A 25,931-nucleotide genomic window follows, 5' to 3' on the forward strand; every position below is an offset into this window, starting at 1 on the left:
GTCAGGACGAGGCGGAGTCCCCGCGGTCGAGGACCCGGATGAGCCCCTCCTGCACCACCGAGCAGACGAGCGTGCCGCCGCGGGTGAAGAACAGGCCCCGGGCGAGCCCCCGGGCGCCGGTGGCGCTGGGGGTCTCCTGGGCGTAGAGCAGCCATTCGTCGGCCCGGAAGGAACGGTGGAACCACATGGCGTGGTCGAGGCTGGCCATGGAGATGCCGGCGAAGGAGCGCCCGTGCCGCAGCAGCACGGTGTCGAGCAGGGTCATGTCGGAGGCGTAGGTCATGAGGCAGACGTGCAGCAGCGGATCGTCGGGCAGTTCGCCGTCGACCCGCAGCCAGACGAGGTTGCGGGTGGTGCTGAGCCCGGGGTCGCGCTCGACCTCGAACGACAGCGGGCCGGCCGGGCGCATCTCGATCGGGTGCCAGCTCGCGAAGCGCGGCACCTTGCCGAAGGCGGCGAACAGGCGCTCGCGGGTGGTGGGCAGGTCCTCGGGGGCCGGGACGTCGGGCATCGGGACCTGGTGCTCCAGCCCGGGCTCCTCTTTGTGGAACGACGCCGAAAGCGTGAAGATCGCCTTGCCGTGCTGCACGGCGACGACCCTGCGGGTGGTGAAGGAGCGGCCGTCGCGCACGCGGTCGACCTCGTAGACGATCGGCACCGAGGGGTCGCCGGGGCGGATGAAGTAGGCGTGCAGCGAGTGCACGTGGCGGTCGGCGGGGACGGTGCGCCCCGCCGCGACCAGCGCCTGGCCCGCCACCTGGCCGCCGAAGACGCGCTGGGGCCCGCCGTGGGGGCTGCGCCCGCGGAAGATGTCGTCCTCGATGCGTTCGAGGTCGAGGATGCGCAGCAGGCCCTCAAGGGTCTGGCCGGCCGGTACGGCCGGCTCCGGACCGCCCACGGCGAGGTCATCTGTCATCGGGGCCCCCTTGGTCGGAGTCGTCGTCGACGGCGTGCTCGGGGGCGGGGGCGGGGTCGCGCCCGGCGCACAGGGCCAGCACCGCCTCGCCGTAGCGTTCGAGCTTCACCGCGCCCACGCCCGAGATCCGCGACAGCTGGGAGACGCTGCCGGGGACGTGCTCGGCGACGGCCTGGAGGGTGGCGTCGGTGAAGATGACGTAGGCGGGGACCTTCTGCTCCTCGGCGGTGCCGCGGCGCCACGCCTTGAGCCGTTCGAGCAGGGCTTCGTCGTAGTCGGCGGGGCAGTCGAGGCAGCGGGAGAGCTTGCGCTCGGCGGCCTCGATGAGGGTGCTGCCGCAGATGCGGCAGCGCACGACCTTGGCCTGCCTGCGGTCGCGCCGGCCGCTCGCCAGGGAGGGCGAGGCCGGCCGCAGGCCGTCGAGGAACCGGGACGGCTTGCGGATCTTGCGCCCGCCGGGCGAGCGGGCCAGCGACCAGGACATGGCGAGGTATTCGCGGGCCCGGGTGACCCCCACGTAGAAGAGCCGCCGCTCCTCCTCGACCTGGTCGTCGGTTTCGGCGTAGACGATCGGCAGCATGCCCTCGGTGAGCCCGGCGAGGAAGACGGCGTCCCATTCCAGGCCCTTGGCGGAGTGGAGCGAGGCGAGGGTGACGCCCTCGAATTCGGGAGCGTGCTCGCTGGCCACACGGGCGTCGAGTTCGGCGACGAAATCCTCCATGGTCGCGCCCTGGCGCGCGGCGGCGATGTCCTCGGCGAGCTGCGCGAGCGCCGCGAGGGACTCCCAGCGCTCGCGGGCCTGGCGGCCCTCGGGCGCGGTGGGGGTGAGGCCCAGCGGGGCGAGGATGTGGTGCACCGTGGCCGCGAGCGGGTCGTCGGCCGCCCCCTGCCGGGCGCCGCGCAGGGTGTGGACGGCCTGCTTGATCTCGGCGCGGTCGAAGAACCGCGTGGCCCCCCGCACGGAGAAGGCGACCCCGGCGTCGGCGAGCGCCTGCTCGTAGGCGGCCGACTGGGAGTTGGTGCGGAACAGCACGGCGATCTCGCGGGCGGGGGTGCCGGAGTCGATGAGCGCGGCGATCTTGCGCGCGACCGAGGTGGCCTCGGCGGGTTCGTCGTCGTATTCGGTGTAGGTGGGCTCGGGGCCCTCGGACCGCTGGGCGACGAGTTCGAGGCGCTGGCCGGCGGCGCCGGGCGCGGACTTGAGCGCGAGGTTGGCGACCCGCACCACCTGGGGGGTGGAGCGGTAGTCGCGCACGAGCTTGACGACGGTGGCGTGCGGGTAGGCGGCGGAGAAGCCGGTGAGGTAGCCGGGGGTGGCCCCCGCGAAGGAGTAGATGGTCTGGCTGGGGTCGCCCACCACGCAGACGTCGTCGCGGTCGCCCAGCCAGGCGTCGAGCAGGAGCTTCTGGAGCGGGTTGACGTCCTGGAACTCGTCGACGACGAAGTAGCGGTACTGGTCGCGCACGCGGTCGGCGATCTGGGGGTGCTCGGCGAGCATGGCCGCCGTGAGTTCGAGCATCGACTCGAAGTCGAGCAGGTTGCGGTCGCGGCGGATGTCCTCGTAGGCCTCGAAGACGCGGGCGACGTCGTGGGCGGGCATCGGCGGGGTGCGGCCGGCCTTGGCGACCGCGGATTCGTAGTCGGCCGGCCGGGTCTGGGTGACCTTGGACCATTCGATCTCGCCGGCGAGGTCGCGCAGGCCGGTGCGGTCGGGTTGCAGGGCGCACGAATTGGCCGCGCGCGCGACCACCTGGATCTTGCTGTCGATGAGGGTGGGCAGCGGCCCGCCGATGACCTGCGGCCAGAAGAAGGACAGCTGGCGCAGGGCAGCGGAGTGGAAGGTGCGGGCCTGGACCCGCGGGGCGCCCAGCGCCCGCAGCCGCCCGCGCATCTCGCCGGCCGCCCTGACGGTGAAGGTGACGGCCAGGATCTGCTGCTCGGTGGCGACGCCGCTGGCGACCGCGTGGGCGATCCGGTGCGTGATGGCCCGGGTCTTGCCCGTGCCGGCGCCGGCGAGGATGCACACCGGCCCGCGCAGTGCGCGGGCGGCCTCAAGCTGTTCGGGGTCGAGGCCGTCGAGTACCCGGTCGGGGTCCATCCTGTCCGCTCCGTTCGGCTCGGGGGCGTGCGTCCTTCAGGTGATCACCGGCCCGGTGCGGCGGCGGCCCGTGTTCGGCCACGTCCGGCCACGCCGACCCCATTCACCCGGCCCAGTCTCTCAAGTATCAGTGGAGATACGTGCATACCCGCACCGCGACCGCCGGACTGTGGACGACCGCGGACGACCGCGGCGGCCGAGGCCCGGAGGTACCGCCGGCGCGCCGGAACCGGCCGTGCGGCCGCGGTCCGGGGAACCGAAGTCCGCGAAGGAGCGTCCCACCTGCTGACATAAAAGGCATTGGGGAAGCTCCGCGCGCTTTGCGGCGTTGGTAATAGGCGGTGTTCTCATCCACGTGGACGAAGGAGACGGCCCTATGACCACCCCCGACACCGGGCGGATCACGATGTACTCCACACCCTGGTGCGGCTTTTGCAAGCGGCTGAAGAGCCAGCTCGCCCGCGAGGGGATCGAGATCGACGAGGTCGACATCGAGCAGAACCCCGAGGCGGCCGAGTACGTCATGCAGGTCAATGGCGGGAACCAGACCGTCCCGACGGTGGTGTTCCCGGATGGCACCGCCATGACGAACCCGTCTTTGACACAGGTCAAGGAGAAGATAGCGGCGCAAGTGTAGCCGCACGGCGCCGCCCGGCCCGCTCGGGCGGCGGCCGGCACCCCGGGCGGGGGCAAGGAATGGGGGAAAGACGTGACGGCTCACCGAACTGTCCGTGGCGAGGGGACTGCCACCTACGGCCTGATCAGGCGGACCCCTGAGGGGTGGCGCGTGCAGGACGGCGAAGAACTGCCGGACCTGCTCAACGCCATGGTCCTCGCCGATCTGCTCGCCGCGGAGGAGCGCCAGGCCGACCGGCCGGCCGCCACCCCGCCGCGGGCGGCCGAGGAGGCGTCCGAGGTCGAGCGCCTGCGGGTGACCGTGGCCCAGCTCGAACACGCGCTGCACACGCGCGTCGTGGTGGAGCAGGCGATCGGGGTGCTCGTCGAGCGCCACCGGCTGACGCCGCGCAAGGCGTTCGAGCGGCTGCGGTCGGCGGCGCGCTCGCGCGGGCGCAAGGTCGCCGATATGGCCCGCGACGTCGTGACGAGCAGCACCAATCCGCTCACGGCGCTGCCGGGCGAGCTCGCGGGCGAGGGCACGGCGGCCGAGGCCGAGCCGGCCCGGCGCGGCCGCCGGGCCGATCAGGGCGCCTCGTCGTGACCGGGCGCGCCGCGTGCCCTGCGCCCCGGGGGGAGGGCGCACGGCCGCTCCGGCGCGCGACGGCTACCACTCGCCGGGCAGCGGGCCGCCGTACCAGTGTTCGATGATCTTCCGGGCGATCGACACCGACCCGGGCAGCAGGATCTCGCCCGACTCCGCGGCGGCGTACAGCTCGTCGCGGGAGAGCCAGCGGACCTCGGAGATCTCGTCGTCGGTCCGCTCCGCGGTCCCCGTGGCCCGGGCCGTGTAGCCCAGCATCAGGCTGCGCGGGAACGGCCAGGGCTGCGATCCCAGGTAGACGGGGTCGCAGACCCGCACGCCCGTCTCCTCGGCCACTTCGCGCACCACGGCCTGCTCCAGTGACTCCCCCGGTTCGACGAACCCCGCCAGCACCGAGTAGCGGCCGCCCGGCCAGCGGGGGTTGTGGCCCAGCAGGCACTGCTCCACCCCGTCGGTCTCGCGGTGCACGAGCATGATGACCGCGGGGTCCATGCGGGGGTAGTGCTCGGTGCCGTCCTCGGTGCAGATCCGCAGGTGCCCCGCCGCCTCCGGCCGGGTGGGCGCGCCGCACATCGGGCAGAAACGGTGCGCCGCGTTCCAGTTGGCGACCGCCACGGCGTGGGTGAGCAGCCCGGAGTCGCGGGCGTCGAGCAGCGCCCCCACCTCGCGCAGCGACGCGGGCTCGGCGTCCGCCGCACCGGGCAGGTCCGCGAACGGGTCGTCGCCGGCGGCGCGCACCGCGAAGTAGGAGAGGCCGTCGGCGTCGGTCCCCAGAAGGTAGCGGTCGCCCTCGGGCGCGTCGCCGGGGCCGACGAGCAGGAGGCGGGGGCGGGACGTCCCGTCGCCGCCGGGCGCGGTGGTCACCAGCGCCTGCGACTGCCGCGCCAGCATCGCCTGCCAGCCGTAGGAGCCGGGATCGCCGCCCTGGAGGACCAGCACCCGCGTCTCGGGGTCGGCCCACGCCTTGCGCAGCCAGGCGTCGTCGGTGCGCCGGTGCCCGGCGACGTCGATGTGGCCGCGTGAGAGCGCGGGTGTCTCGTGTGGTGCGAACATGCCAACCTTCTCGGCGATGGGACGGGCGGGCCGGGTGCGTGCGCTCAGCGGTCCGCGGGACCGGTCCGGGCGCGCCCCAGCTCGGCCCAGAGGTGGGCCGCGCTTTCGGCCCCCTTGAGCAGCAGGGGGATCTCGACCTTCTCGTTGGGCGCGTGGATGCGGTCGTCGTCGAGCCCGACGGCGACGAAGACCAGCGGGGCGCCGAGGATGTCGGCGATGTCGGCCTCGGGGCCGCTGCCGCCCTCGCGGGTGAACAGGACCTCGGTGCCGAAGGCCCGCTCCATCGCGGTGCGGGCCGCGCGCACCGCCGTGCCGCCGTCGAGGCGGCTCCCCGCCGGCGCGGGGCCGCCCAGGGCGGGTGAGGGGCCGACGACGGCGGAGATGTCGGACGCGCACGCGCGCACGCCCGGCCCGGTGAACGTCACCTCGGCCCGCAGCCCGGGCGGCAGGCCCGCCTCGACGTAGGCGCGCACCCGGTCCTGGACGTGCAGCGGCTCCTGGCCGGGCACGAGCCGGAAGCTCACCTTGGCGTGGGCCGAGCGGGGCACGATGGTCTTGGATCCGGCACCGGTGTGCCCGCTCCACATGCCGTTGATCTCGGCGGTGGGGCGCACCCAGACGCGTTCCAGGGTGCTGTACCCGGCCTCGCCGGCCGTCGCGGTGCTCCCGCCGGCGGTGCGCAGCCACGCGGCCTCGTCGAAGGGCAGCTTCGCGATGAGCGCGCGCTCGGCCTCGGTGGCCTCGGCTGCGCCGTCGTGGAAGCCGGGGATCGCCACCCGGCCGTCGGCGTCGTGCATCCCCGAGAGGAGGTCGGCCAGCGCCTCGGCGGGGTTGGGGACGGCGCCGCCGAAGGACCCGCTGTGCAGGTCGGTCTCCGCCCCGTGGACGTCGATCTGCCCGTCGGTCAGGCCGCGCATCCCCACGCACATCGAGGGGGTGCCGGCGGCCCACATGGTGGTGTCGGAGATGACCGCGGCGTCGCAGGCCAGGCGGTCGCGGTTGCGGGTCAGCAGATCGGCGAAGTGCGGCGACCCGGACTCCTCCTCGCCCTCGACCAGGAGCTTGACGGTGACCGGCGGCGCGTCGGCGCCCGAGGCGGCGAGGGCGGCGCGCAGCCCCAGCGTGTGGAAGAGGACCTGGCCCTTGTCGTCGGAGGCGCCGCGGCCGATGAGCCGGTCGCCGCGCTCGACGGGGGTGAAGGGATCGGTCTCCCACTCCCCGACGGGGTCGGCCGGCTGGACGTCGTGGTGGCCGTACACTAGGACGACGGGGGCATCGGGGTCGGCGGCGGGCCACTCGGCGAAGACGGCGGGCATTCCGGGGGTCTCCCAGACCTCCACGACCGGGAACCCGGTGGCCTCCAGGTGGCGGGCCAGCCACGCGGCGGAGCGCCGGACGTCGTCGCGGTGGCCGGGGTCGGCGGAGATCGACGGGATCGCCAGCCACTCCTTGAGCCCACCGACGAACTCGGCACGCCGGTCCTCGATGTAGGTGCGCACGTCCATCAGTACCGCGTTCCCTTCCCGGGTGGTCCTCCGACGCTTCGAGCCTAGAACCTCCGCCCCCCGCTCGGACACGCGGCCGCCGCGGGCGGGCGCACCGCCGCTGAACGGCGCGAACGGCGGCGGGAGCGCCGCGCGCGGCGCGAACGCGGTTTCGGTCGCCCGCGCCGGGGACCTTTCGGGGTTTCGGCCTGGACGCGGGACGGAGGGTGCCGGCGTGCGGGGCGGCGGAGCACGCCGGACGCCGGTCGTCCCGGATCAGGTGATATGGGTGAGTGGCTACCGCTTCCGTGCTGCGCTGTAGGAGCCCCCCATGATCGAGTTGCCCAAGCGCGTCCACGAGCATGCCCTGACCCTCTCCGCCGACCAGCTGCCCGTGCGGGTCTACGACCTCCCCCGGCTCGACGCCCGCGGCCGGGCCCTGCGCGACAGCCTGCCCCGGTCGGTGGAGCTCTACTTCAGCCTGCACGACCCGCCCCCGGGCGCGGTGTCGGCGCTCGCCCGGCACGCGTCCGGGTTCGAGGTGGTCTCGACCGACGGCCTGGTCGCCGTCCGCAGAGAGCGCCCCGCGGCCCGGGCCGCCCTGCGCGGCCCCGGCAAGACCCGTGACGAGATCGCCGCCGCCGTTGCCGCCGGGAACGCCGTGCTGCACGTCGACAGCCCCGAGGAGCTGCGCCTCATCCTGCTGGCCGCCCGGTACGCCGGCCGCGGCGTGGACGTCCTGCTGCGGGTCGACCCGCCCGAGGGGGCGGGCCGCGACGCGCTCGCCGGCCCCGCCGGCATGGACCCGGCCGCGCTCGTGGAGTGCGCCGAGATCCTGGAAGGGGCCGCCCTCGTCCGCCCGCTGGGGTTCAGCACGGGCACCGCCGATCGGCCCGATGCGCGGACCCTCGGCCGGCTGGCCAAGGAGATGCTGGACGCGCTGCGCCCGTGGAGTTCGATGTTCCGCATCGACCGGCCCCAGTACGCGATCGGCGGCGGCGCCCCTCCCCCGGCGCCCGGCAGGGGCGGCGGCGGATTCGACTGGCGGCAGTACGGGTCCCTGCTCTCGCGGCTGGCGGCCCCCGGGGAGACGCTGCGCGTCACCCCGTCCGGCCCGCCGGAGCCCTGCTGCGGCTGGTTCCTGACCCGGGTGCTGGACGTCAAGCACCACCTCGGGCGGGCGGTGGCCGTGGTCGCCGGAGGCGAGTGGATCGGCGGCTCCCCGCCGGACGACATCGGCGTCGTCCCGCTGGAGACGGGGTGGGACCGCCCCTGGCCCCGGCCGGAGGTGGCCGCCGAGCCGGTCACGGTCACCTGCCGCGACGCGGGCATGGAACGCGTCCTGGCCCGCGACGTCCCCGTCGACCTGCTCCGCGTCGGAGACGCCGTGGCCTTCCCGGCCGCCTTCACCACCCCCGCCGCCCCGGGACCACCGCCGAGGGTCCACACCCTCACGGCGTGACGGGCTCACCGGCCGCGGTACGGCACGCGGCCGAGCGCGACGGTCACGACCGGCGACTCGCGAGCCCGCCCCGTGCCCCGCGTGCCCGCCCATCGGAGCCGGCCGTCCGTCACGGCCGCTCGTCCGGGACCTCTGGCACCGCCCCGACCAGAGCGGCCAGCCCCTCTGCGTCGAGGAGGTCGGTGGGGCGGACGGTGGCGTCCGCGCGGACGTAGTGGAAGGCGGCGCGGACACGGTCGAGCGGGACGCCCGCCAGCTCGGCCCAGGCCAGCCGGTAGGCGGCGAGCTGGACCGCGACCGCGCGGCGTTCGCGCGCGTTCTCCGGGGGCCGGCCCGTCTTCCAGTCGACGACGTCGTAGCGGCCGTCGCCGGCGTCCTCGAACACGGCGTCCATCCGGCCGCGGACCAGCCGGTCGCCGATGATGGTCTCGAACGGGACCTCGACGTCGAGCGGCGTGCGCCCGCCCCACGCGCTCTCCTCGAACCGGCGCTGGAGCTCCGCCAGGTCCTCATCGCCCCCGGCGCCGTCGTCGGCCGCACCGGGCAGCTCGTCGGGGACGAGCAGGCTCTGCTGGCCGAACCGCTGCTCCAGCCACGCGTGGAACGCCGTGCCGCGCCGGGTGTGGGGCGCGGGCGGGCGGGGCAGCGGCCGGCGGATCTGGCGGGCCAGCGCGGACGGGTCGCGCGCCAGCGTCACCAGCGACGACACGGACAGGTGGGCGGGCAGCTCCACGGCGATCGCGCCGTCGCCGGACCCCTTGCGGGTGTCGCGGTGCGCGAGGAGCAGGTCGGTGTCGCGCGCCCACCCGTCGAGGCGGCGGCGCATGGAGGCGGGCACGGTCGCGCGGTCCAGCAGCTCCAGCCACCTGCGGCCCTCGCTGCCGGGAACGGCCTCGGCCGCCGGGACGGGGGAACGGGTATCCGCTCCCTCTCCGGCAGCGGCGGCCGGAGCGTCCTCGGCGACCGGTCCCGCCTCGGGCGATCCGCGGCGGGCGCGGGCGCGCGCCACCAGCTCGGCGCCGTCGACGATCTCCCGGTACCGGCGCGCGGCGGCGTCCTCGTAGTCCTCGGGGGACTGCGGCCAGGTGACCGGCGCGGCCTCGGCGGTCTGCGGGTTGGCCGCGCCCTCCTCCGGCGGGGGCGCCCACCGCGCGACCCGGCCGGCCCCGGCGGCGCACGCCTCGCGGACCTCCTCCAGGAAGTCCGACGGCCCCCGCTTGGCGGTGCTGCCGCGCCCCCACCAGTGCCCGGTGCACACGAGCGCGAAGGACGCGCGGGTCACCGCGACGTAGGCGAGCCGCCGCTCCTCCATCCGGTGCCGGGCGCGGTCGGCGGCGACGAAGTCGGCGATGCCCGCCTTGTCGACCGCGGCCAGCCGCGGCAGGCCGGCGGCGTCGCCCCGCAGCGGGAAGGGCAGCTTCTGCTCCTTGGACACCCAGCCGCCCGCGTCGCGGGCCTTGGTGGGGAAGACCGGCGAGGCGGTCCCGCCCGACAGCCCCGGCACCACCACCAGCGGCCATTGCAGCCCCTTGGCGGCGTGCACGGTCATGAGCTTGACGGTGTCGCTGCCGCCGACGCGCTCGCCGGGCTCCAGCCCCTTCTCGGCGTCCTCGGCCGAGCGCAGGTAGTTGAGGAACATGCCGAGTGTGGGGTCGTCGCTGTTGCCGACGAACCGGACGGCGGCGTCGAGGAACGCGTCGAGGTCGGCGCGCGCCGCCACCGGGTCGCGGCCGGTGCGCGCCCCCACCTCGATGTCCAGGCCGAGAGTGCGCTCGATCTCGCTGACCAGGTCGGGCAGCGGCTGGCCGGCCTGGCGGCGCAGGGTGCGCAGCTCGTCGGCGATGGCCGCCAGGCGCTCGTACCCGGTGGCGGAGTAGCGGTCGGCCGGCCCGAGGTCGTCGACCGCGTCGACCAGGCTGCCGCTCTCGGCGGTCAGGTCCAGGACGGTGCGGCGCAGCAGGTCCTCGGTGCCGTCGTCGCCGGGGTCGGGGGCGTCGCCCGTGAGGTCGCGGCGGGTCTCCTTGGCGAGTTCGGCGGCGCGCTCGCCGAGGGCGACGAGGTCGCGCGGCCCCAGCCGCCACCGGGGACCGGTCAGCAGCCGGGCCAGCTCGTTGCCCGCGGTGGCGTCGTGCACCACGCGCAGGGTCGCGACGATGTCGCGCACCTCGGGTACGGTCATCAGCCCGCCCAGGCCCACGACCTCCACGGGGATGCCGCGCTCCTCCAGCGCCTCGCGCAGCACGGGGAACTGGGACCGCTTGCGGCACAGCACCGCGATGTCGCCGGGGCCGATCGCCGCGCCCCCTTCTCCCGAGGGCCAGGCGATGCCGTCGGGGGCGAGGTGGCCGGCCTGGGAGAGGGCCGCGTCGACCGTGGCGGCGATCCACGCCGCCTCCTCGGTCTCGGTGGCGAAGAGGGCGCAGGCCACCGTTCCGCGCCCGCGTCGCGCGGGCCCCGGGTAGAGCACCGGGACGTAATCGGCCTCCTCGCGCAGCGGTCCCGACAGCCGCTTGGCGACGTCGAGCACGCGTTCGCCGTTGCGGAAGCTGGTGGCGAGCCGGCGCACCGGCGCCGGCCGCCCCGGTGCCACGGGGAAGTCGGTGGGGAAGCTGGTGAGGTTGCCCGAACTGGCGCCGCGCCAGCCGTAGATCGACTGGCACGGGTCGCCGACCGCGGTGACCGGGTGGCCCCCGCCGAAGAGCGCTCGCAGCAGGAGCAGCTGGGCGTGGCTGGTGTCCTGGTACTCGTCGAGCAGCACCACCCGGTACCGGCTCTGCTCGATCATCCCGACCTCGGGATGGCGGGTGGCGATGCGCGCGGCCAGCGCGACCTGGTCGCCGTAGTCCATGACCTCGCGCTGGGCCTTGGCCGCGGCGTACCGCTCGACCAGCGGCAGCAGCTGCTCGCGCTTGCGCTGCGTGGCGACCAGGTCCCGGGTCTCCTTGACCGGCTTGCGGGGCAGCGCCGCGACCTGGTCGGCGATCCACCGGCCCACCCCGCGCACGTCGTCGGGGGTGCGCAGGTGGTCGGCCAGCTCGCCCGCCAGCTCCAGCACCCGGTCGGTCACCGTGCGCGGCCCCACGGTGACGGCGTCCATCGGGCCGTCGTAGCCGCCCACGATCCGGGTGGCGAGCTGGTAGGACTGGCCGGGGCTGATGAGGCGGGTCGACGGCTCGACCGCCTCCCGGAGCGCGTGGTCGCCGACCAGCCGGGCGGCGTAGGAGTTGTAGGTGGAGACCGTGGGGTCGGCGTCGAGGACGTCGGCGGGGACCTGCTCGGTGGCGCGCAGCTGGTCGAGCCGCCGGCGCACGCGCTCGGCCAGCTCCGATGCCGCCTTGCGGGTGAAGGTGAGGCCCAGCACGTGCTCGGGCCGCACGTGGCCGTTCGCCACGAGCCATACCACCCGCCCCGCCATGGTCTCGCTCTTGCCCGACCCCGCTCCGGCGACCACCACCCCCGGGCCCAGGGGCGCCGAGATCACCTCGGCCTGCTCCGCGGTCGGCTCGGGCTGGCCGAGCATCCGGGCGAGTTCGGCCGGCGTGAGGGCGCGCCGCGGCGCGGCGGACTCCGGCGCCGCCTGTTCGCTCGCTGTCACCTGGGGCTCCTTGCCTGCACGCCCCCGGCGGGGGCCGGGGGGAGATCGCATCCTACGAGGTCGGACGACCGGGGGCGGGCGGGGACCGGCGCTCCCGGCCCGGAACGCGCCGCTCCCCGGCCCGGCCGGCGGTCCGCGGGGCCGCCGCGTTGTTCACGGAGGCGGGGCGGGGATCACACGTGCTTCCCTTCGTCGTGGGCGGGACAGCTCGACCGGACCGCGCAGGAGTCGCAGAAGGAGTTGCGGACCGCTTGGAAGCGCGCCCCCGACATGCCGCCGGCCACGTCCCGGACGAGCCGGTCGGACCACTCGGGGTCGGGGTCGTCGCCCAGGGGGCGCTGCCCCTGTTCGCGGGCCGCCTTGGCGGTGGCGGCCTTGCCGACCTGGACCAGCTCGGCTCCACCGGGCTCGACCAGGCCGAACTTGGCGAACGCGGAGCGGAGCACGGCGAGCTGGTAGACCCCGAGCTGCGGGTGGCGTGCCAGCTCGTCGTCCTTGGGCCGGGTCCCGCCGGTCTTGATGTCCACGATCACGGCGCGGCCTTCGCCGTCCCGCTCCAGCCGGTCGACCCGGCCGGTGATCTCGATGCCGCCGATGTCGACCTTGAACCCCTCTTCGGTGACGACCAGCTCGCGGTCGTTGCGCTCGTGCCAGGAGATGAGCTTGCGCACCATCTCGTCGGCGCGCTCGCGCTCCTTGCCCGCGAACCAGGGCCCGCCGAAGTCCAGCTCCGACCAGATCTCGTCCATCCGCAGCCGGACGTCCTCCATCCCCGCGCCGTCGGCGACGAGGACCGCGACCGCGTGCACGATGTTGCCCAGCGCCGAGGACATCTCCATCGAGGACGCGCCCGCCGCGTTCTCCAGCAGCCAGCGCAGCTCGCAGGTGGTGAACCTCTCGACCTGCGACGGCGAGACGCGGATCGTGCCGTCGTCGCCGACCAGCGGCCGGTCGTCGGAGAAGCGGGTCAGCGCGTACCACTCCGCCGGGTCGGCCCCGCGCACCCCCTTGTCGGCCAGCCGGGCGAGGTGCGCCGCCGCCGCCCGGCGCAGCGGGTCGGGCCGGGCCGGGTCGGTGACCACCGACCGGAGGTCGGCCACCAGCGCGGGCAGCGACAGCCAGCGGCGCCCGGTGGCCACCCGTTCCGGCTCGCCCCCGCCCAGCTCGGCGAGGAAGCGCGACGGCCGTTCCTCGGTGTCCTCGCCGCCCACCGCGGTGACGACCAGGGAGCGCCGCGCCCGGGTGACCGCGACGTAGAACAGGCGCCGCTCCTCGTCCAGGAGCTTGGAGGCCACGGCCGCACCGGAGCTGTCCGCGAATCCGGCGACGGTGTCGACGAGCTGCTCCACGCCCAGCAGCGACCCGCGCAGGCGCAGGTCGGGCCAGTCGCCCTCCTGGACCCCGGCCACCACGGTGAGGTCCCATTCCAGCCCTTTGGAGCGGTGGGCGGTGAGAATGCGCACGGCCTCGCCCTCGGGGGCGCGCTCGGCCAGGCTGTCGCCGGGGATCTCCTGGGCCTCCAGGTCGTCGAGGAAGCCCTCGGGCACCCCCGGCGGCAGGCGGTCGCAGTAGCGGGCGGCGCTCTCGAACAGCGCCACGACGGAGTCGAGGTCGCGGTCGGCCGCCGCGCCGCGGCCGCCCCCGGCCTGGGCCGCGGCCAGCAGCCGGTCGGACAGCCCGCTCGCGCGCCAGACCTCCCACAGCACGTCCTCGGCCGAGGCCCCGGCCGCCGCCCGGTCGGAGATCAGCCGCAGGTGGCCGGCGATCCGCCGGGCGGGCGCGGCGACGTCGGGGTCGACCAGGGTCAGCTCGCGGGGATCGCGCAGGGCCGCCGCCAGCAGGTCTCCCGCGGTGCGCGTCCCCGCGCCGTCGTCGGGGTCCGGGTCCGGCGGGTCGCCGGCCCCGCTCGCGGGCGCGTCCGCCCCGGCTTCGGCCCGCTCGGCCGCCATGCGGCGCCGCGCGGCCCGGACGTCGAGGTCCAGGCGGCGCAGCGCGCGCCCCAGCCGGCGCAGCCGCACCGCATCGGCCTCGCCGAACGGGCTGGCCAGCAGCTCCCGCGCGGTATCGGCGTCGAGCGCGCCGGGGCGCAGCGCGCACCGGATGAGCAGCAGCAGCGGGCGCACCAGCGGCTCGGCGGCCAAGGGGAGCTCGTCGCCGCCGACCACGACCGGCACCCCGGCCGCGGCCAGCGCCCGGCGCAGCACGGGAACCTGCCGGCTGGCCGAGCGGACCAGCACGGCCATCCGCGACCACGGAGTCCCGTCGATCAGGTGGGCGCGCCGCAGGGTGTCGGCGACCACGGCGGCCTCCTGCGCCGGGCTCTCCGCCAAGAGCACCTGGACGTCGCCCTCCGGCGCCTCGGCGACGGGGGCCAGCGCCCGGTGGGCGTTGACGGGGCCGCCTCCGGGAGCGGGAGCGGCGGGCAGCCGCCCGGCCACCCCGCGCGAGGCCGCCAGCAGCGCGGCGCCGCTGCGGCGGCACGTGCGCAGCGCGACCACCGGGGCGGGCGTGCCGCCGGCGGCGGGGAAGCGCTCGGGGAAGTCGAGGATCCCGCGGACGTCGGCGCCGCGGAACCCGTAGATCGACTGGTCGGGGTCGCCCACCACGACGAGGTCGCGGCCGTCGCCCGCCAGCGCCCGCAGCAGCTCCTCCTGGGCGGGGTCGGTGTCCTGGTACTCGTCGACGAACACGGTCTCGCGCGCCGCGCGTTCGCGCGCCTGCACCTGCGGGTCGTTGAGCAGGTTGGCGGCGACCCGCACCAGCTCGGCGTAGTTGAACGTGGGCACCGGTGCGACGTCGAAGCGCCCCGTGTACCGGTCCAGGAAGTCGCCGGCCGCCACCCAGTCGTCGCGCCGGTAGGCGCGGCCGAGGCGGTCCAGCTCGGCGGAGTCGTACCCGCGCTCCTGCGCCCGCATGAGGAAGTCGCGCAGCTCCTCGGCGAACCCGCGGGTGCGCAGCGCGGGGCGCAGCCGCTCGGGCCACATGGGTGCGCCGTCCTCGGCCTCCCCTGCGAGCAGTTCGCGCATCTCCATGAGCTGCTCGGGGCCCGACAGCAGCCGCGGCGCGCCGTCCCCCAGGCGCTGGAACTCGCGGCGGATCAGGGCGTAGGCGTAGCTGTGGAAGGTGAGGGCGAGCGGTTCGCGCGTGGTGCGCCGCAGCCGGGCGGTGATGCGCTCGCGCAGCTCCTGGGCCGCTTTGCGGCTGAAGGTGAGCACGAGGATCCGGGACGGGTCGATCCCGCGGTTCTCGATGCGGTCGACCACGGCTTCGACGATCGTGGTGGTCTTGCCGGTGCCCGGCCCGGCGAGCACCAGGAGCGGCCCGCCCCCGTGGTCGACCACGCGCCGCTGGTCGGCGTCAAGCACGGGCGGCGGCACCTCGCGGTGCGCGCGCCGCACGAGGCGGTACGGGGATGGGCTCACCCCGCCAAGTTCACCAGATGATCGCGAGTCGCCGGGACCCCACCCGCCGCTCGGGCTCCGCGTGGACCGCGATCGGGGGTGCGGCGTGGACCTGCTCACACCACGGAGGGGATCGGTGCGGTCACTCGGCGCCGGGGCCCTCCCAGCGCGCACGGCGCATGTCGACGCGGCCGGTGGCCCCCCGCATGGGGGTCGCCTCGGCGGCGTAGTTGCGCCTCGCGCGCACCTCGTGGCCGGCGGGCGGCGTGCCGTCGGAGCGCAGGACCCGCCACCACGGGACGCCGCCGCCCCAGGTGGACATGACCGCGCCGACCTGGCGCGGCCCGCCCTCGCCGAGGTACTCGGCGATGTCGCCGTAGGACATCACCCGGCCGGAGGGGATGCGCTCGACGAGGTCGAGGACGCGCTCGGCGTAGTCGGTGGGGTGCGCGTCGGGCCGGGGCATGGCACGACCCTACCGACCGGCCGCGCGGCCCGCGGGGCCGCGCGCGCCGGGTGCCGCGGCCCGGGCCCGTGCGGCGGGCCCGGGGGCGGTCAGTGGGCCGCGGGCCGCCGGTGCAGGGCGATCGCCTGCGGCAGCCCGATCGCGCCCATGGCGACGATCACCGCGCCCAGGATCCACGCGGTCCACGCCATGGGCGCGACGCCGGTGAACCCCAGGGCCCACGGGGCGACGATCATGCCGAGGCCGACGACGATCATGACCGCCTCGGTGGCGATGAGGTCGGGGTGGGTCAGCGCCAGGACCGCCATGAACACGGCGGCGACCCCGAGAAGGAACAGGGCCGCGGTGGGCGGCCCGATGGTCTGGTGCCAGATCCAGCTGACGGCGACGACCAGCCCGGCGGCGAGGGCCGTCCAATCGTCCCAGCGTGCGGTCGACTTCACCGGCTTCATCACGCACCTCCGGTCCGCGTGCGAGCGCTCACCCCGGTTCTACCCGATGTGACACACATCTCACCTCCGGATGCGCCGCGGGGCGGTGGGGGCACACGCCACGGGCCGCCGCGGAAGACCGCGGCGGCCCGTGCGGCGGCCGCGCCCCGGAGCCCGGGACGCGGACCGGCCTAGTAGGTCGGCAGGCTCGGGTCGACCTGGTGGACCCAGCCCAGGACGCCGCCGCCCACGTGGACGGCGTCGCCGAACCCCGCGCGCTTGAGCGCGGCCAGCGCCTCGGCGGAGCGGCCGCCGGACTTGCAGTGCAGCACGATCTGCTTGTCCTGCGGCAGCTTGGCGAACGCCTCGCCGTTGAGGAACTCCCCCTTGGGGATGAGCACCGAGCCGGGGATCCGGACGATCTCGAACTCGTTCTTCTCGCGGACGTCGACGAGGAGGAAGTCCTCGCCGTCGTCCATCTTCTGCTTCAGCTCGGCCGGCGTGATGGTGGACCCCGCGGCGGCCTCCTGTGCCTCCTCCGAGACCGTGCCGCAGAACGCCTCGTAGTCGATCAGCTCGGTGATCGTGGGGTTCTTGCCGCACAGCGGGCACTCGGGGTCCTTGCGGACCTTGACCGAGCGGTAGGACATCTCCAGGGCGTCGTAGATCATCAGCCGGCCGACGAGCGGGTCGCCGAACCCGGCGAGCAGCTTGATGGCCTCGTTGACCTGGATGGACCCGATGGACGCGCAGAGCACGCCCAGCACGCCGCCCTCGGCGCACGAGGGCACCATGCCGGGCGGCGGCGGCTCGGGGTACAGGCAGCGGTAGCAGGGGCCGTGCTCGGACCAGAAGACGGACGCCTGGCCGTCGAACCGGTAGATCGACCCCCACACATAGGGCTTGCCGAGGAGCACGGCGGCGTCGTTGACCAGGTAGCGGGTCGCGAAGTTGTCGGTGCCGTCGACGATCAGGTCGTAGGGCTCGAAGATGCGGAACACGTTGTCGGAGTCGAGGCGCTCCTCGTGCAGCACGACCTCGACGAACGGGTTGGTCTCCCGGATGGAGTCGCGAGCGGACACCGCCTTGGGGCGGTCGACATCGCTCTGGCCGTGGATGATCTGGCGCTGGAGGTTGGACTCGTCGACCACGTCGAAGTCGATGATCCCGAGGGTGCCCACGCCCGCGGCGGCCAGGTACAGCAGCGCGGGGGAGCCGAGACCGCCCGCCCCCACCACCAGGACCTTGGCGTTCTTCAGGCGCTTCTGGCCGTCCATACCCACGTCGGGGATGATCAGGTGACGAGAGTAGCGGCGCACCTCGTCGACGGTCAGCTCATCGGCCGGTTCGACCAGCGGCGGCAGCGACACAGCAGCTCCTTGAATTCCTCGATGGCGTCACGTCCCCTGGGCGTCGCCGGGGCGGACGCGAGGGCGTCCGGGCACGTGACGGGCTTCCACTCATACCCAACCTAGGGGGTGGGGTATGGCATTCCCACCCCCGGGTGAGGCTTTGCCGTCACCGCGGCCCGGCGGCCGGCCGCGAGGGCGTCCCCGGCGGTGCCGCGCGCGCTCAGCGGCGCGGCCGCGGACCGCCGCCGGAGTGCTCCAGGAGGAACGGGCGCACCAGGCGGGAGACGCGCATCGGGTGCTCCATCATCGGCAGGTGGCCGGTCTCGGGCATCATCACGACCCGGTTGCGCGGGAAGGTCCGGGCGGCCCGCCGGGCGATCAGGGGATTGACGAAGCGGTCGTTGAACCCGAACACGAGCAGCGTGGGGCTGTGCACACGGGCCGCCTGCCGCCAGAGCGAGTGCGCGCCGCGCCGCACGTACTCCGCCACCAGCGAGCGCAGCGACTCCAGGACCGCGGTGTGGGCGTGCCCGTGGTTCTCGCGTTCGCGCTCGGCCTCCAGTGCCTCGTCGATCCGCCGCGCGTGTGTCGCGGACGGGTCGAAGTAGGTGGTGTTGAGCGTGTCCTGGAGCCGGACCTCGGGCGGGCGGCTCTGCATGCGGGCGTAGACGGCCGGGCCGAGGAAGGGGATCAGCGCACCGGTCATCTGGTAGGGGATCAGCCGCGGCCACAGGTCGGGCAGGGCAGGTGAGAGCAGCGAGAGCGAGCGCACCAGGTGCGGGGACGACGCCGCCACCCGCACCGCCACGGCGCCGCCCATGGAGTTGCCGAGCAGGTGGACGGGGTACGGGCCGGCCTCGATCAGGTCGATGACCACGGCCGCCTGGGCGTCGAGCCCGTATGCGCCGTCGTCGGGCGGCGGCGACTGCCCGAACCCGGGCAGGTCCGGTGCCTCCCCGGCGACGTCGGAGCAGAGCGCCCCCATGAGGTCGGTCCAGTTGGTGGAGGCCCCGCCCAGCCCGTGGACGTAGACGGCGCGCTCGCGCGGCGCGCCGGCCGCCGCGGAGGACCCGGGCGGCCGGTCGCGGCGGACGAAGATGCTCCGGCCGGCGAACGATTCCGTCTTCCCCGGCCACAACGCGATCGGCTCCGGCATGGTCCCCCTCCGAACTCCCCTCCGTTGCACTCTAACCACCGGTGCCCGCCGCGGGCCCTCATCACCCGCCCGGCCCGTCGGCGCACGCCGCGGCCCTGGCCCGTGTCGTCGCGGCCCGCTCGGGTAGGGGTGCCGGACAGCCGTCCACGACCGCGATCAGGGGAGGGACCGTGACGTCCGATCCGCAGCAGGCCGCTCCGCGCCCCGGCGAGGGCGAGAGCGAGGGCGAGGAACTCTCTCTGGAGGCCGCCGAGGCCGACATCGCCGAGCAGCGGTCCGCCGTCCTCGACGAGTCCACCGATCCCGACTGGCTGGAGGACACCGACCTCGAGGACGACGTCGAGGTACCCGAGGCCGACGCGGTGGAGCAGGCGCAGGAGGTCGTCGGCGACGGAGTCGACGAGGAGTACCGCTGACGTGCCCCTTCTCGGGGAGGGCGGGGGCGGCGCCCTGCGCGGGATCGGTGAATGCGTGATCCTGGCGGGGCCGAACCTACGTGCGAGTAAGATGGGTATCCCGGGGCCACCGGGCCGGACCGTTCCCGGCGGCCCGGCCGCGGATGCGGCCCCGGCTACCCGCGGGAGCGCGCCGGAGCCACGGCGCACCCGCCGCATGGACGTCGAGCGTGGCGCTGCGCCACGAGGAGTTCGGAGGGTGTGGGTGTGACAGCTCCTTCAGACGCCCGCCCGCGAGGGACCCGCCTGCCCAGGCTCGCGCGCCGGCGCCAGTTGCTGGCCGCCGCCCAGGAGGTGTTCGTCGCCCAGGGCTACCACGCCGCGGCCATGGACGAGATCGCCGACCGCGCCGGGGTCAGCAAGCCCGTGCTCTACCAGCACTTCCCCGGCAAGCTGGACCTGTACTTGGCCCTGCTGGAGGAGCACTCGGAGTCGCTGGTCGACAAGCAGCGCGAGGCGCTCGAGAGCACCGACGACAACCGCCAGCGGGTGACCGCCAGCTTCCAGGCCTACTTCGACTTCGTCGCCGGCGAAGGCGAGGCGTTCCGCCTGGTGTTCGAGTCCGACCTGCGCAACCTGCCCGCGGTCCGCGAGAAGACCGAGCACACCCTCCAGCGCTGCGCCGAGCTGATCGGCGAGGTGATCCGGCAGGACACCAGCATCTCCGACGACGAAGCGCACCTGCTGAGCATCGGCCTGGTGGGCATGGCCGAGACCAGCGCCCGCTACTGGCTGAGCACCTACGGTGCCATCCCCAAGGAGGCCGCCGAACTCCTCGTCGCGCGCCTGGCGTGGCGCGGTATCAGCGGCTGGGACCTGACCCGGGGCTGATCCGGGCACCGGAACACGGTGAAGGGCGGGGCCGACGTGAACTGGTCCCGCCCTTCACGCGTTGTCGGCGCAGGAGGCTCCGGGTGCGGCGCGGCGATCGGGCCGCCGCCCCTCAGAGGAGTTCGTCGTCGCGCAGCTCGTCGCGCGAAAGTCGCCCGATACGGCGCACGATCAGCGCCGACGTCACGATGATGGGCAGGAACGCGAGCCAGAAGGCGGCGCTCGCGAGGCCGACACCGATGAGGACCATGACCGCCAGGGCGATCACGATGATGGAGGCGAAAAGAGAGAAGTCGACGCGATCCTGCTGGATCAGGACGCCGATCGGTGGACGCGCCGCCCCATGCCGTCCGCTCCCCATGCGCTCTTCCTTTCTCGCGGCGCCTTGGAGGCCGCACGTTCGGATCCCGTGGGGAGTCCCCTGTCGGGTGGGTGGGTCACCGCTCACCGCCGGGATCCGGGATGACGCCCCGTGGCGGGGCGTTCGCGGCCGCTGCGGCCGCACTGACGGTATGGCCGAAGCCTACGCTCGGTGAGGATGCCAGTGGGGACACTTCAGGGATCGGCGCGCGCACGCCGATCCGCAGGGTCTCCGCCCTTGCGAGACCAACCTAGCGGACGAATCCGTATTCCTTCGCCAGGCGGCAGACGGAGAGCACTCGGAGCGTCTCCCAGTCGTAGGTGTCGGAGCCCGAACACCAGCCGCGCTCCCGGCAGCCGTCCATGAATCCGTGCAGGTAGCGGGCGAGGCTGCGATGGCTCACCCGGGCCCCTTCGGCCGAGATCGAGTCGCGGACGGCCGCGGCGTGCTGGTCCAACTGTGCTGTCAGCCACGGGTCGGGGCTGCCGTGCAGCGGTCCGAACATCCCGAACTCGCGGGAGAGCCGTGCCAATGAACTCTCGGCGAAGAACCCACGACGCATGGATCGATACCTCGGAGCAGGGGACGCTGGACGGAACCCGACCGACTATATACGAACTAAATACCTTAACGTTACCTTTTGTCCTAAAATAGGACATTTGACCGGATCGGTGGCGAAGCCGTTCCGTTCCCGGCCGGCGGGGCTCAGCCGGTCAGGCCCATCGCGGCCAGGCGGGCGGAATGGGCGTCGGTCAGCTTGGCGAACATCCGGCTCACCGCGCCGAGGTCGCCGCTGGGCGACTGACCGGACTCGCCGTCGGGACCGGCCCCGACCAGCAGCGCGGCGAGCTCGACCCGCTGCGCCGCCACCACCTGGGCCTGGCTCAGCGCCTCGCCGACGAGGCGGCGCGCCCACAGCGACAGCCGCCCGGCCAGCTTTGGGTCGTCGGCGACGGCCGCCCGGACCCGCGCGGCGACGAATTCGGCGCGCCCGGACTCCTCGACCACGTTGGCCACCAGTTCACTGGTGGCGGGGTCGGCGGATTCGGCGACCGCGCGGTAGAAGTCGCCGGCGATGCCGTCGCCCACATATGCCTTGACGAGCCCTTCCAGCCAGCTCTGCGGCTCGGTGCGGGCGTGCCAGGCGTCGATCGGCTCGACGAACGGCGCCATGGCGGCCTCGGGGTCGGCGCCCAGCTCGCCCAGCCGGTCGCGCAGGTTCCGGTAGTGGTCCTGCTCGGTGGCCGCCAGCTCCGCGAGTTCGCCTTTGGCGGCCAGGGTGGGCGCGAGCTCGGCGTGGGCGGCGAGCCGGAAGAACGCCACCAGTTCCGCATAGGCCAGCAGGCCGAGCAGGTCGACGACGCCCGCCGGACGGTCGGCGGAGACCGGTGCGGCCTTGGTCGCCGTGGGGGCCGCGGCTTCGGGGTCGGAGGGGGAGCCGTTCGTCATGCTGCAAAGGTTAGCGCCCATCGGCTGCGCGAACACCGCGCGGATTATTAGGGGGCCGGATGGCGTTCTCTCCAGCAGAACGTCACGGCGAGCCGACAAGCGAGCGAAGGCGGCGCCGCGCAGGGCCGAAGGCCACCTGCGGGGCCGTTGGAGCGGAGCGAGGAGGCGAGCGTGACCCGGGGACACGTCACGGCGAGCCGACAAGCGAGCGAAGGCGGCGCCGCGCAGGGCCGAAGGCCACCTGCGGGGCCGTTGGAGCGGAGCGAGGAGGCGAGCGTGACCCGGGGACATGTCACGGCGAGCCGACAAGCGAGCGAAGGCGGCGCCGCGCAGGGCCGAAGGCCACCTGCGGGGCCGTTGGAGCGGAGCGAGGAGGCGAGCGTGACCCGGGGATAGACGCGCCACGGTGCTCCGCCGCAGGAAAAGCGGCATATCCAGCGGCGGAACGGCAGGATAGACTCTTCTCTTGTGACCGGCACCGGCCGGTCACCGCGCGGAGTCCCCCGAGGCACGCAGGGCGCAGCTCACCGCGGAGCCCGGGCCAGGTCGCCGCCTGATCCGGGTGGCCGGACGGGAGCCCGAGCGGGCCGTCAGGGGGATAGGTGCGCGACAGTCTCTCCGCGGCCGAACGCGGGATCTATCGCGCGGTGATCTCCGCCGCGCACCATGACAACACATCGCGGCGCCAGGACGGGTGCCGGTCAGCCGATTCCCACGGCCGCGCACCGAGCGCGGCCGGCGACGGTCCGGCCACCGCACCCCGCCGGCGCGACGACACCATAGCGGACGGCCCCTGTGCACCCGGTCACCACCGCGTGACCGCCTGCACCGAGCCGCGGAACACGACCCAGACCGCGCCGGGACCGGGGGGACATCCCCGGGCCACCGTGCCGCGCCGGTTCCGCCCCCTCCAGCAGTGGGGCGACTTCCGCCGGGGCATCCGGCTCGCCGCCCACCGAGCCCGTCCGCTCCAGCCACAGGCCACGAACGCCATTGCGGCCCGCCAGATGGAGGCATGAGCCCTGACCAGCACAGAGAACACCACCGAACCCCGTACCACGTTCCGCGATCTCGGGGTGATCCCGCAGATCGCGGACGCTCTCGAAGCCGAGGGCATCACCGAGCCCTTCCCGATCCAGTCCCTCGCGCTCCCGCTCGCGCTCACCGGCTCCGACATCATCGGCCAGGCCCGAACGGGCACCGGGAAGACCTTCGCCTTCGGGCTTCCGCTGCTCCAGCGGTCCCAGGCCGCGCCGGGCGAGGCCAAGCGCCCGCGGGCCCTGGTGGTCGTCCCCACCCGCGAACTCGCCATCCAGGTCGCGGCCGACCTCACCACGGCCGGCAAGCGCACCGGCGGGCGCATCCTCACGGTCTACGGCGGGCGCGCCTACGAACCGCAGATCGAGGGTCTGAAGAACGGTGTCGACATCGTCGTCGGCACCCCCGGCCGCCTTCTCGACCTGGAGAAGCAGCGGCACCTCAGCCTGGCGGGCGTCTCCGCGGTCGTCCTCGACGAGGCCGACAAGATGCTCGATCTCGGCTTCCTGCCCGACATCGAGCGCATCCTCACCCGCATCCCCGAGGAGCGCCAGGTCATGCTCTTCTCGGCGACCATGCCGAGTGAGATCGTGTCGCTCTCGCGCAACTACCTGCGGCGGCCCACCCACGTCCGCGCGGGCGACGACGACGAGCCCGGCCAGGCCATCACGGGCAACATCAAGCAGCACGCGTGGCGCACCCACCAGATGGACCGGCCCGAAATGCTCGCCCGGCTGCTCCAGGCCGACGGCCGCGGGCTGGCCATGGTGTTCTGCCAGACCAAGCGCGCGTGCGACAAGGTCGCCTCCGAACTCAAGGAGCGCGGGTTCGCCGCGGCCGCCGTCCACGGCGACCTCGGGCAGAGCCAGCGCGAGCGGGCGCTGCGGGCCTTCCGCAACGGCAAGATCGACGTCCTGGTCGCCACCGATGTCGCCGCGCGCGGGCTCGACGTCGACGACGTCACCCACGTCGTCAACTACGAGTGCCCCGATGATGAGAAGACCTACACCCACCGGATCGGCCGCACCGGCCGCGCCGGGCGCTCGGGGACCGCGGTCACCTTCATCGACTGGCGCGAGATCGCCCGCTGGAAGCTGATCAACACGGCTCTGGGGCTGTCCTTCGCCGAGCCCGAGGAGACCTACTCCACCTCGCCGCACTTCTTCGAGGCGCTGGGCATCCCCGAGGGCACCAAGGGCCGGCTGGCCGTGGAGCGGCGCGACCGCGCCGGGCTGGAGGCCGAAGAGGTCGAGGACATCGGCGACACCGGGCGTCCGCGCGGCGCCGACCGCGAGCCCCGCGACCGCGACCGCGGCGGGCGCAACGCGCGCGGCGGACGCAACCGCAAGCGCACCCGCGGGTCGGCGCAGGCCGCCTCCGGCGAGCACGACACCGCGGCCCCGGCCGAGGCTCCGGCGACCGAATCCGCCACCGCTCCGGCGCGGCGGCGCCGGCGGCGCCGCACCCGCAGCGGTGTCGACGTGCAGCGGGACCAGCAGGACTGACCCGCCGCTGATGGACACGCGCGCGCCGGCCCGCACAGGGCGGACCGGCCGCAGGGCGCGGCGCCGACCGCACGGCGCCGCCTCCAGTGCGATCGCGCTCTTTTATCCGCGGGGAATATAGTGAATCGCCGTGAGTACACCTCGGTTCCTGGATCTTCCGCCCGGTGTGCGGCGGACCGACCTCCCCACGCCCTTCGGTACCGTCGCCGCTCTCAGCGCGGTGCCCGCGGCCGGGGGGTGTGAGCTCCAGCCCGCGGTCCTCGTTCCGGGCTACACCGGCAGCAAAGAGGACTTCATCGCCCTCTTGCAGACCCTGGCCCAGGCGGGGCGCTCCGTGACAGCGATCGACCTGCCGGGGCAGTACGAGTCCCCCGGGCTCGCCGACCCCCTCCTCTACACGCTCGACGGCCTGGGAGCCGCCGTCGCCGAGGTCGTCGTGGCCCTCGACCAGGGGCCCGTGCACCTGGCCGGCCACTCCTTCGGCGGGCTCGTCTGCCGCGACACCGTCCTCGCCGGCCAGGTACCGCTGATCTCCCTCACCCTGATGAGCTCCGGCCCGGCCGCGGTCGGCGGCGCCCGCGCCACCGATGCCCGCAACCTCGCCGCGGTCCTCGGCGACCGGCCCACGGGCGAGCGCCTGCGCGAGGTCTGGACCCAGCACCTCGACGCCCTCGCCCGCGGCAAGGGCGTCCCCGACGAGATCTACGCGTTCCTGCGCGACCGGATGCTCGCCAACGACCCCTACGCGCTCACCCGCATGGCCGACACCCTGGTCTCCGCCCCCGACCGCACCCTCGAACTCGCGGCGACGGGCCTGCCCACCCTGGTGCTCTACGGGGAGGACGACGACGCCTGGCCACCCGAGGTCCAGGCCGCCATGGCCAAGGACCTCGGTGCCCGCCGCGTGGTCGTCCCGGGCGCCACGCACTCCCCCAACGTCGAAGCCCCCGAGACCACGGCCGGCGCCCTCACCGCCTTCTGGAACGCGTCCGAGACCCCCGAGCGCACCGCCTAGCCGCCGGCCGGGCGGCCCCCGGTTCCGCGTGCCCCGGCCGGCGTACCGGGCAGCCCGTGCATCAGCAGGCGCTGGTTGGCGGCGCTGCGCTCGTCCAGCACCTCGGGGGCGAAGACGGGGCCGCCGAGGGTCCGCTGCATCAGCGGCTCCAGGAGCATCGGGCCCAGGATGAGGAACAGGACCTGGTAGGGCGCCCACCGCTCGTCGGCGCCGCCGGGTGCGGTGCCGCCGCGCAGGTCGGCGAGGCGGGCGCGCGCGCCCTCCAGGATCCGGGCGAACAGCCGGGCCCCGACCTCACCGCCCTCCACCAGCGCCCGGCGCAGGTATTCGCGCCGCACCTCGTCGGAGCCGAACAGCCGGGCGCTGGCGGCGCCGAACGCGCTGAGCAGGTCGGCGTCGGACCCCTGGGGGCCGAAGCCGGCGAGGACCGCGTCGAAGGAGTCGAGGACGTCCTCGTCCACCGCCGCGCGCAGCCCCTCCTTGGAGCCGAAGTGGTGGCGGACGAGGGCGTGGGAGACCCCGGCCTCGGCGGCGATGGCCCGCATACCCGTCGCCGCGAACCCCTGCCGGGCGAACAGGCGCAGTGCCGCCAGCCGGATGCGCGCCCGCGCCGTCAGGTCCGCTTCGCTGCTGTGGGTCATGGA

The 25,931-nt window shown here is 74.6% G+C and carries 21 protein-coding genes; 7 read left to right on the forward strand and 14 right to left on the reverse strand.

Going from position 1 to position 25,931, the window contains the following annotated elements; translation table 11 throughout:
- Window position 1: 1 nt before the first annotated feature.
- Together tesB and ACFO4E_RS01100 are read right to left on the reverse strand one after the other, a co-directional pair.
- A complete protein-coding gene (gene tesB / locus ACFO4E_RS01095) occupies window positions 2-916 on the reverse strand; it encodes an acyl-CoA thioesterase II (RefSeq protein ID WP_378570575.1) in 915 nt (304 codons plus the stop codon).
- Window positions 906-3,014, reverse strand: a complete 2,109-nt coding sequence (locus tag ACFO4E_RS01100) for an ATP-dependent DNA helicase UvrD2 (protein WP_378570577.1) — start codon at window positions 3,012-3,014, stop codon at window positions 906-908. The genes tesB and ACFO4E_RS01100 overlap by 11 nt, the downstream gene beginning before the upstream one ends.
- Window positions 3,015-3,390: 376 nt before the next feature.
- Between ACFO4E_RS01100 and ACFO4E_RS01105 the strand changes: the two genes are divergently transcribed.
- Together ACFO4E_RS01105 and ACFO4E_RS01110 are read left to right on the forward strand one after the other, a co-directional pair.
- Complete coding sequence (locus ACFO4E_RS01105; protein ID WP_378570579.1) at window positions 3,391-3,651, forward strand: mycoredoxin; 261 nt, start codon at window positions 3,391-3,393, stop codon at window positions 3,649-3,651.
- Window positions 3,652-3,723: 72 nt separating this feature from the next.
- Entirely contained in the window at window positions 3,724-4,233 is a 510-nt protein-coding gene (locus ACFO4E_RS01110; protein ID WP_378570581.1) for an ANTAR domain-containing protein, read from the forward strand.
- A 63-nt stretch (window positions 4,234-4,296) separates the two neighbouring features.
- Here the strand turns inward: ACFO4E_RS01110 and nudC are convergent, their stop codons facing one another.
- Together nudC and ACFO4E_RS01120 are read right to left on the reverse strand one after the other, a co-directional pair.
- Window positions 4,297-5,286: an NAD(+) diphosphatase gene (gene nudC / locus ACFO4E_RS01115; RefSeq protein WP_378570583.1), complete on the reverse strand. Its 990-nt coding sequence runs from the start codon at window positions 5,284-5,286 to the stop codon at window positions 4,297-4,299.
- A gap of 44 nt (window positions 5,287-5,330) precedes the next feature.
- Window positions 5,331-6,791: a M20/M25/M40 family metallo-hydrolase gene (locus ACFO4E_RS01120; protein WP_378570584.1), complete on the reverse strand. Its 1,461-nt coding sequence runs from the start codon at window positions 6,789-6,791 to the stop codon at window positions 5,331-5,333.
- A gap of 310 nt (window positions 6,792-7,101) precedes the next feature.
- Here ACFO4E_RS01120 and ACFO4E_RS01125 point away from each other — a divergent pair, with 310 nt between their 5' ends.
- Window positions 7,102-8,232 carry a type III PLP-dependent enzyme domain-containing protein gene (locus ACFO4E_RS01125; RefSeq protein WP_378570585.1) on the forward strand — a complete coding sequence of 377 codons (1,131 nt, stop codon included), beginning with the start codon at window positions 7,102-7,104 and terminating at the stop codon, window positions 8,230-8,232.
- A gap of 109 nt (window positions 8,233-8,341) precedes the next feature.
- Here ACFO4E_RS01125 and ACFO4E_RS01130 read toward each other — a convergent pair whose 3' ends face one another.
- The 6 genes from ACFO4E_RS01130 to ACFO4E_RS01155 all read right to left on the reverse strand — a co-directional run bounded on the left by ACFO4E_RS01130 (window position 8,342) and on the right by ACFO4E_RS01155 (window position 18,633).
- Window positions 8,342-11,752, reverse strand: coding sequence for an ATP-dependent helicase (locus tag ACFO4E_RS01130; protein ID WP_378570925.1), 3,411 nt, complete (start codon window positions 11,750-11,752; stop codon window positions 8,342-8,344).
- Between the two features lie 248 nt (window positions 11,753-12,000).
- Complete coding sequence (locus ACFO4E_RS01135; protein WP_378570927.1) at window positions 12,001-15,225, reverse strand: ATP-dependent helicase; 3,225 nt, start codon at window positions 15,223-15,225, stop codon at window positions 12,001-12,003.
- Window positions 15,226-15,370: 145 nt separating this feature from the next.
- Window positions 15,371-15,694, reverse strand: a complete 324-nt coding sequence (locus ACFO4E_RS01140) for an MGMT family protein (protein WP_378570586.1) — start codon at window positions 15,692-15,694, stop codon at window positions 15,371-15,373.
- Between the two features lie 89 nt (window positions 15,695-15,783).
- Window positions 15,784-16,146: an SPW repeat domain-containing protein gene (locus ACFO4E_RS01145; RefSeq protein ID WP_378570587.1), complete on the reverse strand. Its 363-nt coding sequence runs from the start codon at window positions 16,144-16,146 to the stop codon at window positions 15,784-15,786.
- Between the two features lie 170 nt (window positions 16,147-16,316).
- A complete protein-coding gene (moeZ, locus tag ACFO4E_RS01150) occupies window positions 16,317-17,495 on the reverse strand; it encodes an adenylyltransferase/sulfurtransferase MoeZ (protein ID WP_378570589.1) in 1,179 nt (392 codons plus the stop codon).
- A 202-nt stretch (window positions 17,496-17,697) separates the two neighbouring features.
- Entirely contained in the window at window positions 17,698-18,633 is a 936-nt protein-coding gene (locus ACFO4E_RS01155) for an alpha/beta fold hydrolase (protein WP_378570590.1), read from the reverse strand.
- 170 nt (window positions 18,634-18,803) lie between these two features.
- Between ACFO4E_RS01155 and ACFO4E_RS01160 the strand changes: the two genes are divergently transcribed.
- Together ACFO4E_RS01160 and ACFO4E_RS01165 are read left to right on the forward strand one after the other, a co-directional pair.
- Window positions 18,804-19,049, forward strand: coding sequence for a hypothetical protein (locus ACFO4E_RS01160; protein WP_378570592.1), 246 nt, complete (start codon window positions 18,804-18,806; stop codon window positions 19,047-19,049).
- 246 nt (window positions 19,050-19,295) lie between these two features.
- A complete protein-coding gene (locus tag ACFO4E_RS01165; protein WP_378570594.1) occupies window positions 19,296-19,919 on the forward strand; it encodes a TetR/AcrR family transcriptional regulator in 624 nt (207 codons plus the stop codon).
- Window positions 19,920-20,031: 112 nt separating this feature from the next.
- On the opposite strand, the gene ACFO4E_RS01170 is transcribed toward ACFO4E_RS01165, so the two are convergent.
- From ACFO4E_RS01170 to ACFO4E_RS01180, 3 genes are all read right to left on the reverse strand, one after another.
- A complete protein-coding gene (locus ACFO4E_RS01170; protein WP_378570596.1) occupies window positions 20,032-20,280 on the reverse strand; it encodes a hypothetical protein in 249 nt (82 codons plus the stop codon).
- A gap of 250 nt (window positions 20,281-20,530) precedes the next feature.
- Window positions 20,531-20,842: a DUF6401 family natural product biosynthesis protein gene (locus ACFO4E_RS01175; RefSeq protein ID WP_378570599.1), complete on the reverse strand. Its 312-nt coding sequence runs from the start codon at window positions 20,840-20,842 to the stop codon at window positions 20,531-20,533.
- Between the two features lie 143 nt (window positions 20,843-20,985).
- Window positions 20,986-21,729, reverse strand: a complete 744-nt coding sequence (locus ACFO4E_RS01180) for a ferritin-like fold-containing protein (RefSeq protein WP_378570601.1) — start codon at window positions 21,727-21,729, stop codon at window positions 20,986-20,988.
- Between the two features lie 1,076 nt (window positions 21,730-22,805).
- Between ACFO4E_RS01180 and ACFO4E_RS01185 the strand changes: the two genes are divergently transcribed.
- The gene (locus ACFO4E_RS01185) at window positions 22,806-24,272 is read left to right on the forward strand and encodes a DEAD/DEAH box helicase (protein ID WP_378570603.1); all 1,467 of its coding nucleotides are present in this window, start codon (window positions 22,806-22,808) and stop codon (window positions 24,270-24,272) included.
- Window positions 24,273-24,402: 130 nt separating this feature from the next.
- Window positions 24,403-25,287 (forward strand): alpha/beta fold hydrolase, encoded by an 885-nt coding sequence (locus tag ACFO4E_RS01190; RefSeq protein WP_378570605.1) that lies wholly within the window; start codon window positions 24,403-24,405, stop codon window positions 25,285-25,287.
- Here ACFO4E_RS01190 and ACFO4E_RS01195 read toward each other — a convergent pair.
- Window positions 25,284-25,928 carry a TetR/AcrR family transcriptional regulator gene (locus ACFO4E_RS01195; protein ID WP_378570606.1) on the reverse strand — a complete coding sequence of 215 codons (645 nt, stop codon included), beginning with the start codon at window positions 25,926-25,928 and terminating at the stop codon, window positions 25,284-25,286. The genes ACFO4E_RS01190 and ACFO4E_RS01195 overlap by 4 nt on opposite strands.
- Window positions 25,929-25,931: the final 3 nt, after the last annotated feature.

The organism is Nocardiopsis mangrovi (assembly GCF_042653925.1).
GTDB classification, from domain to species: domain Bacteria; phylum Actinomycetota; class Actinomycetes; order Streptosporangiales; family Streptosporangiaceae; genus Nocardiopsis_B; species Nocardiopsis_B mangrovi.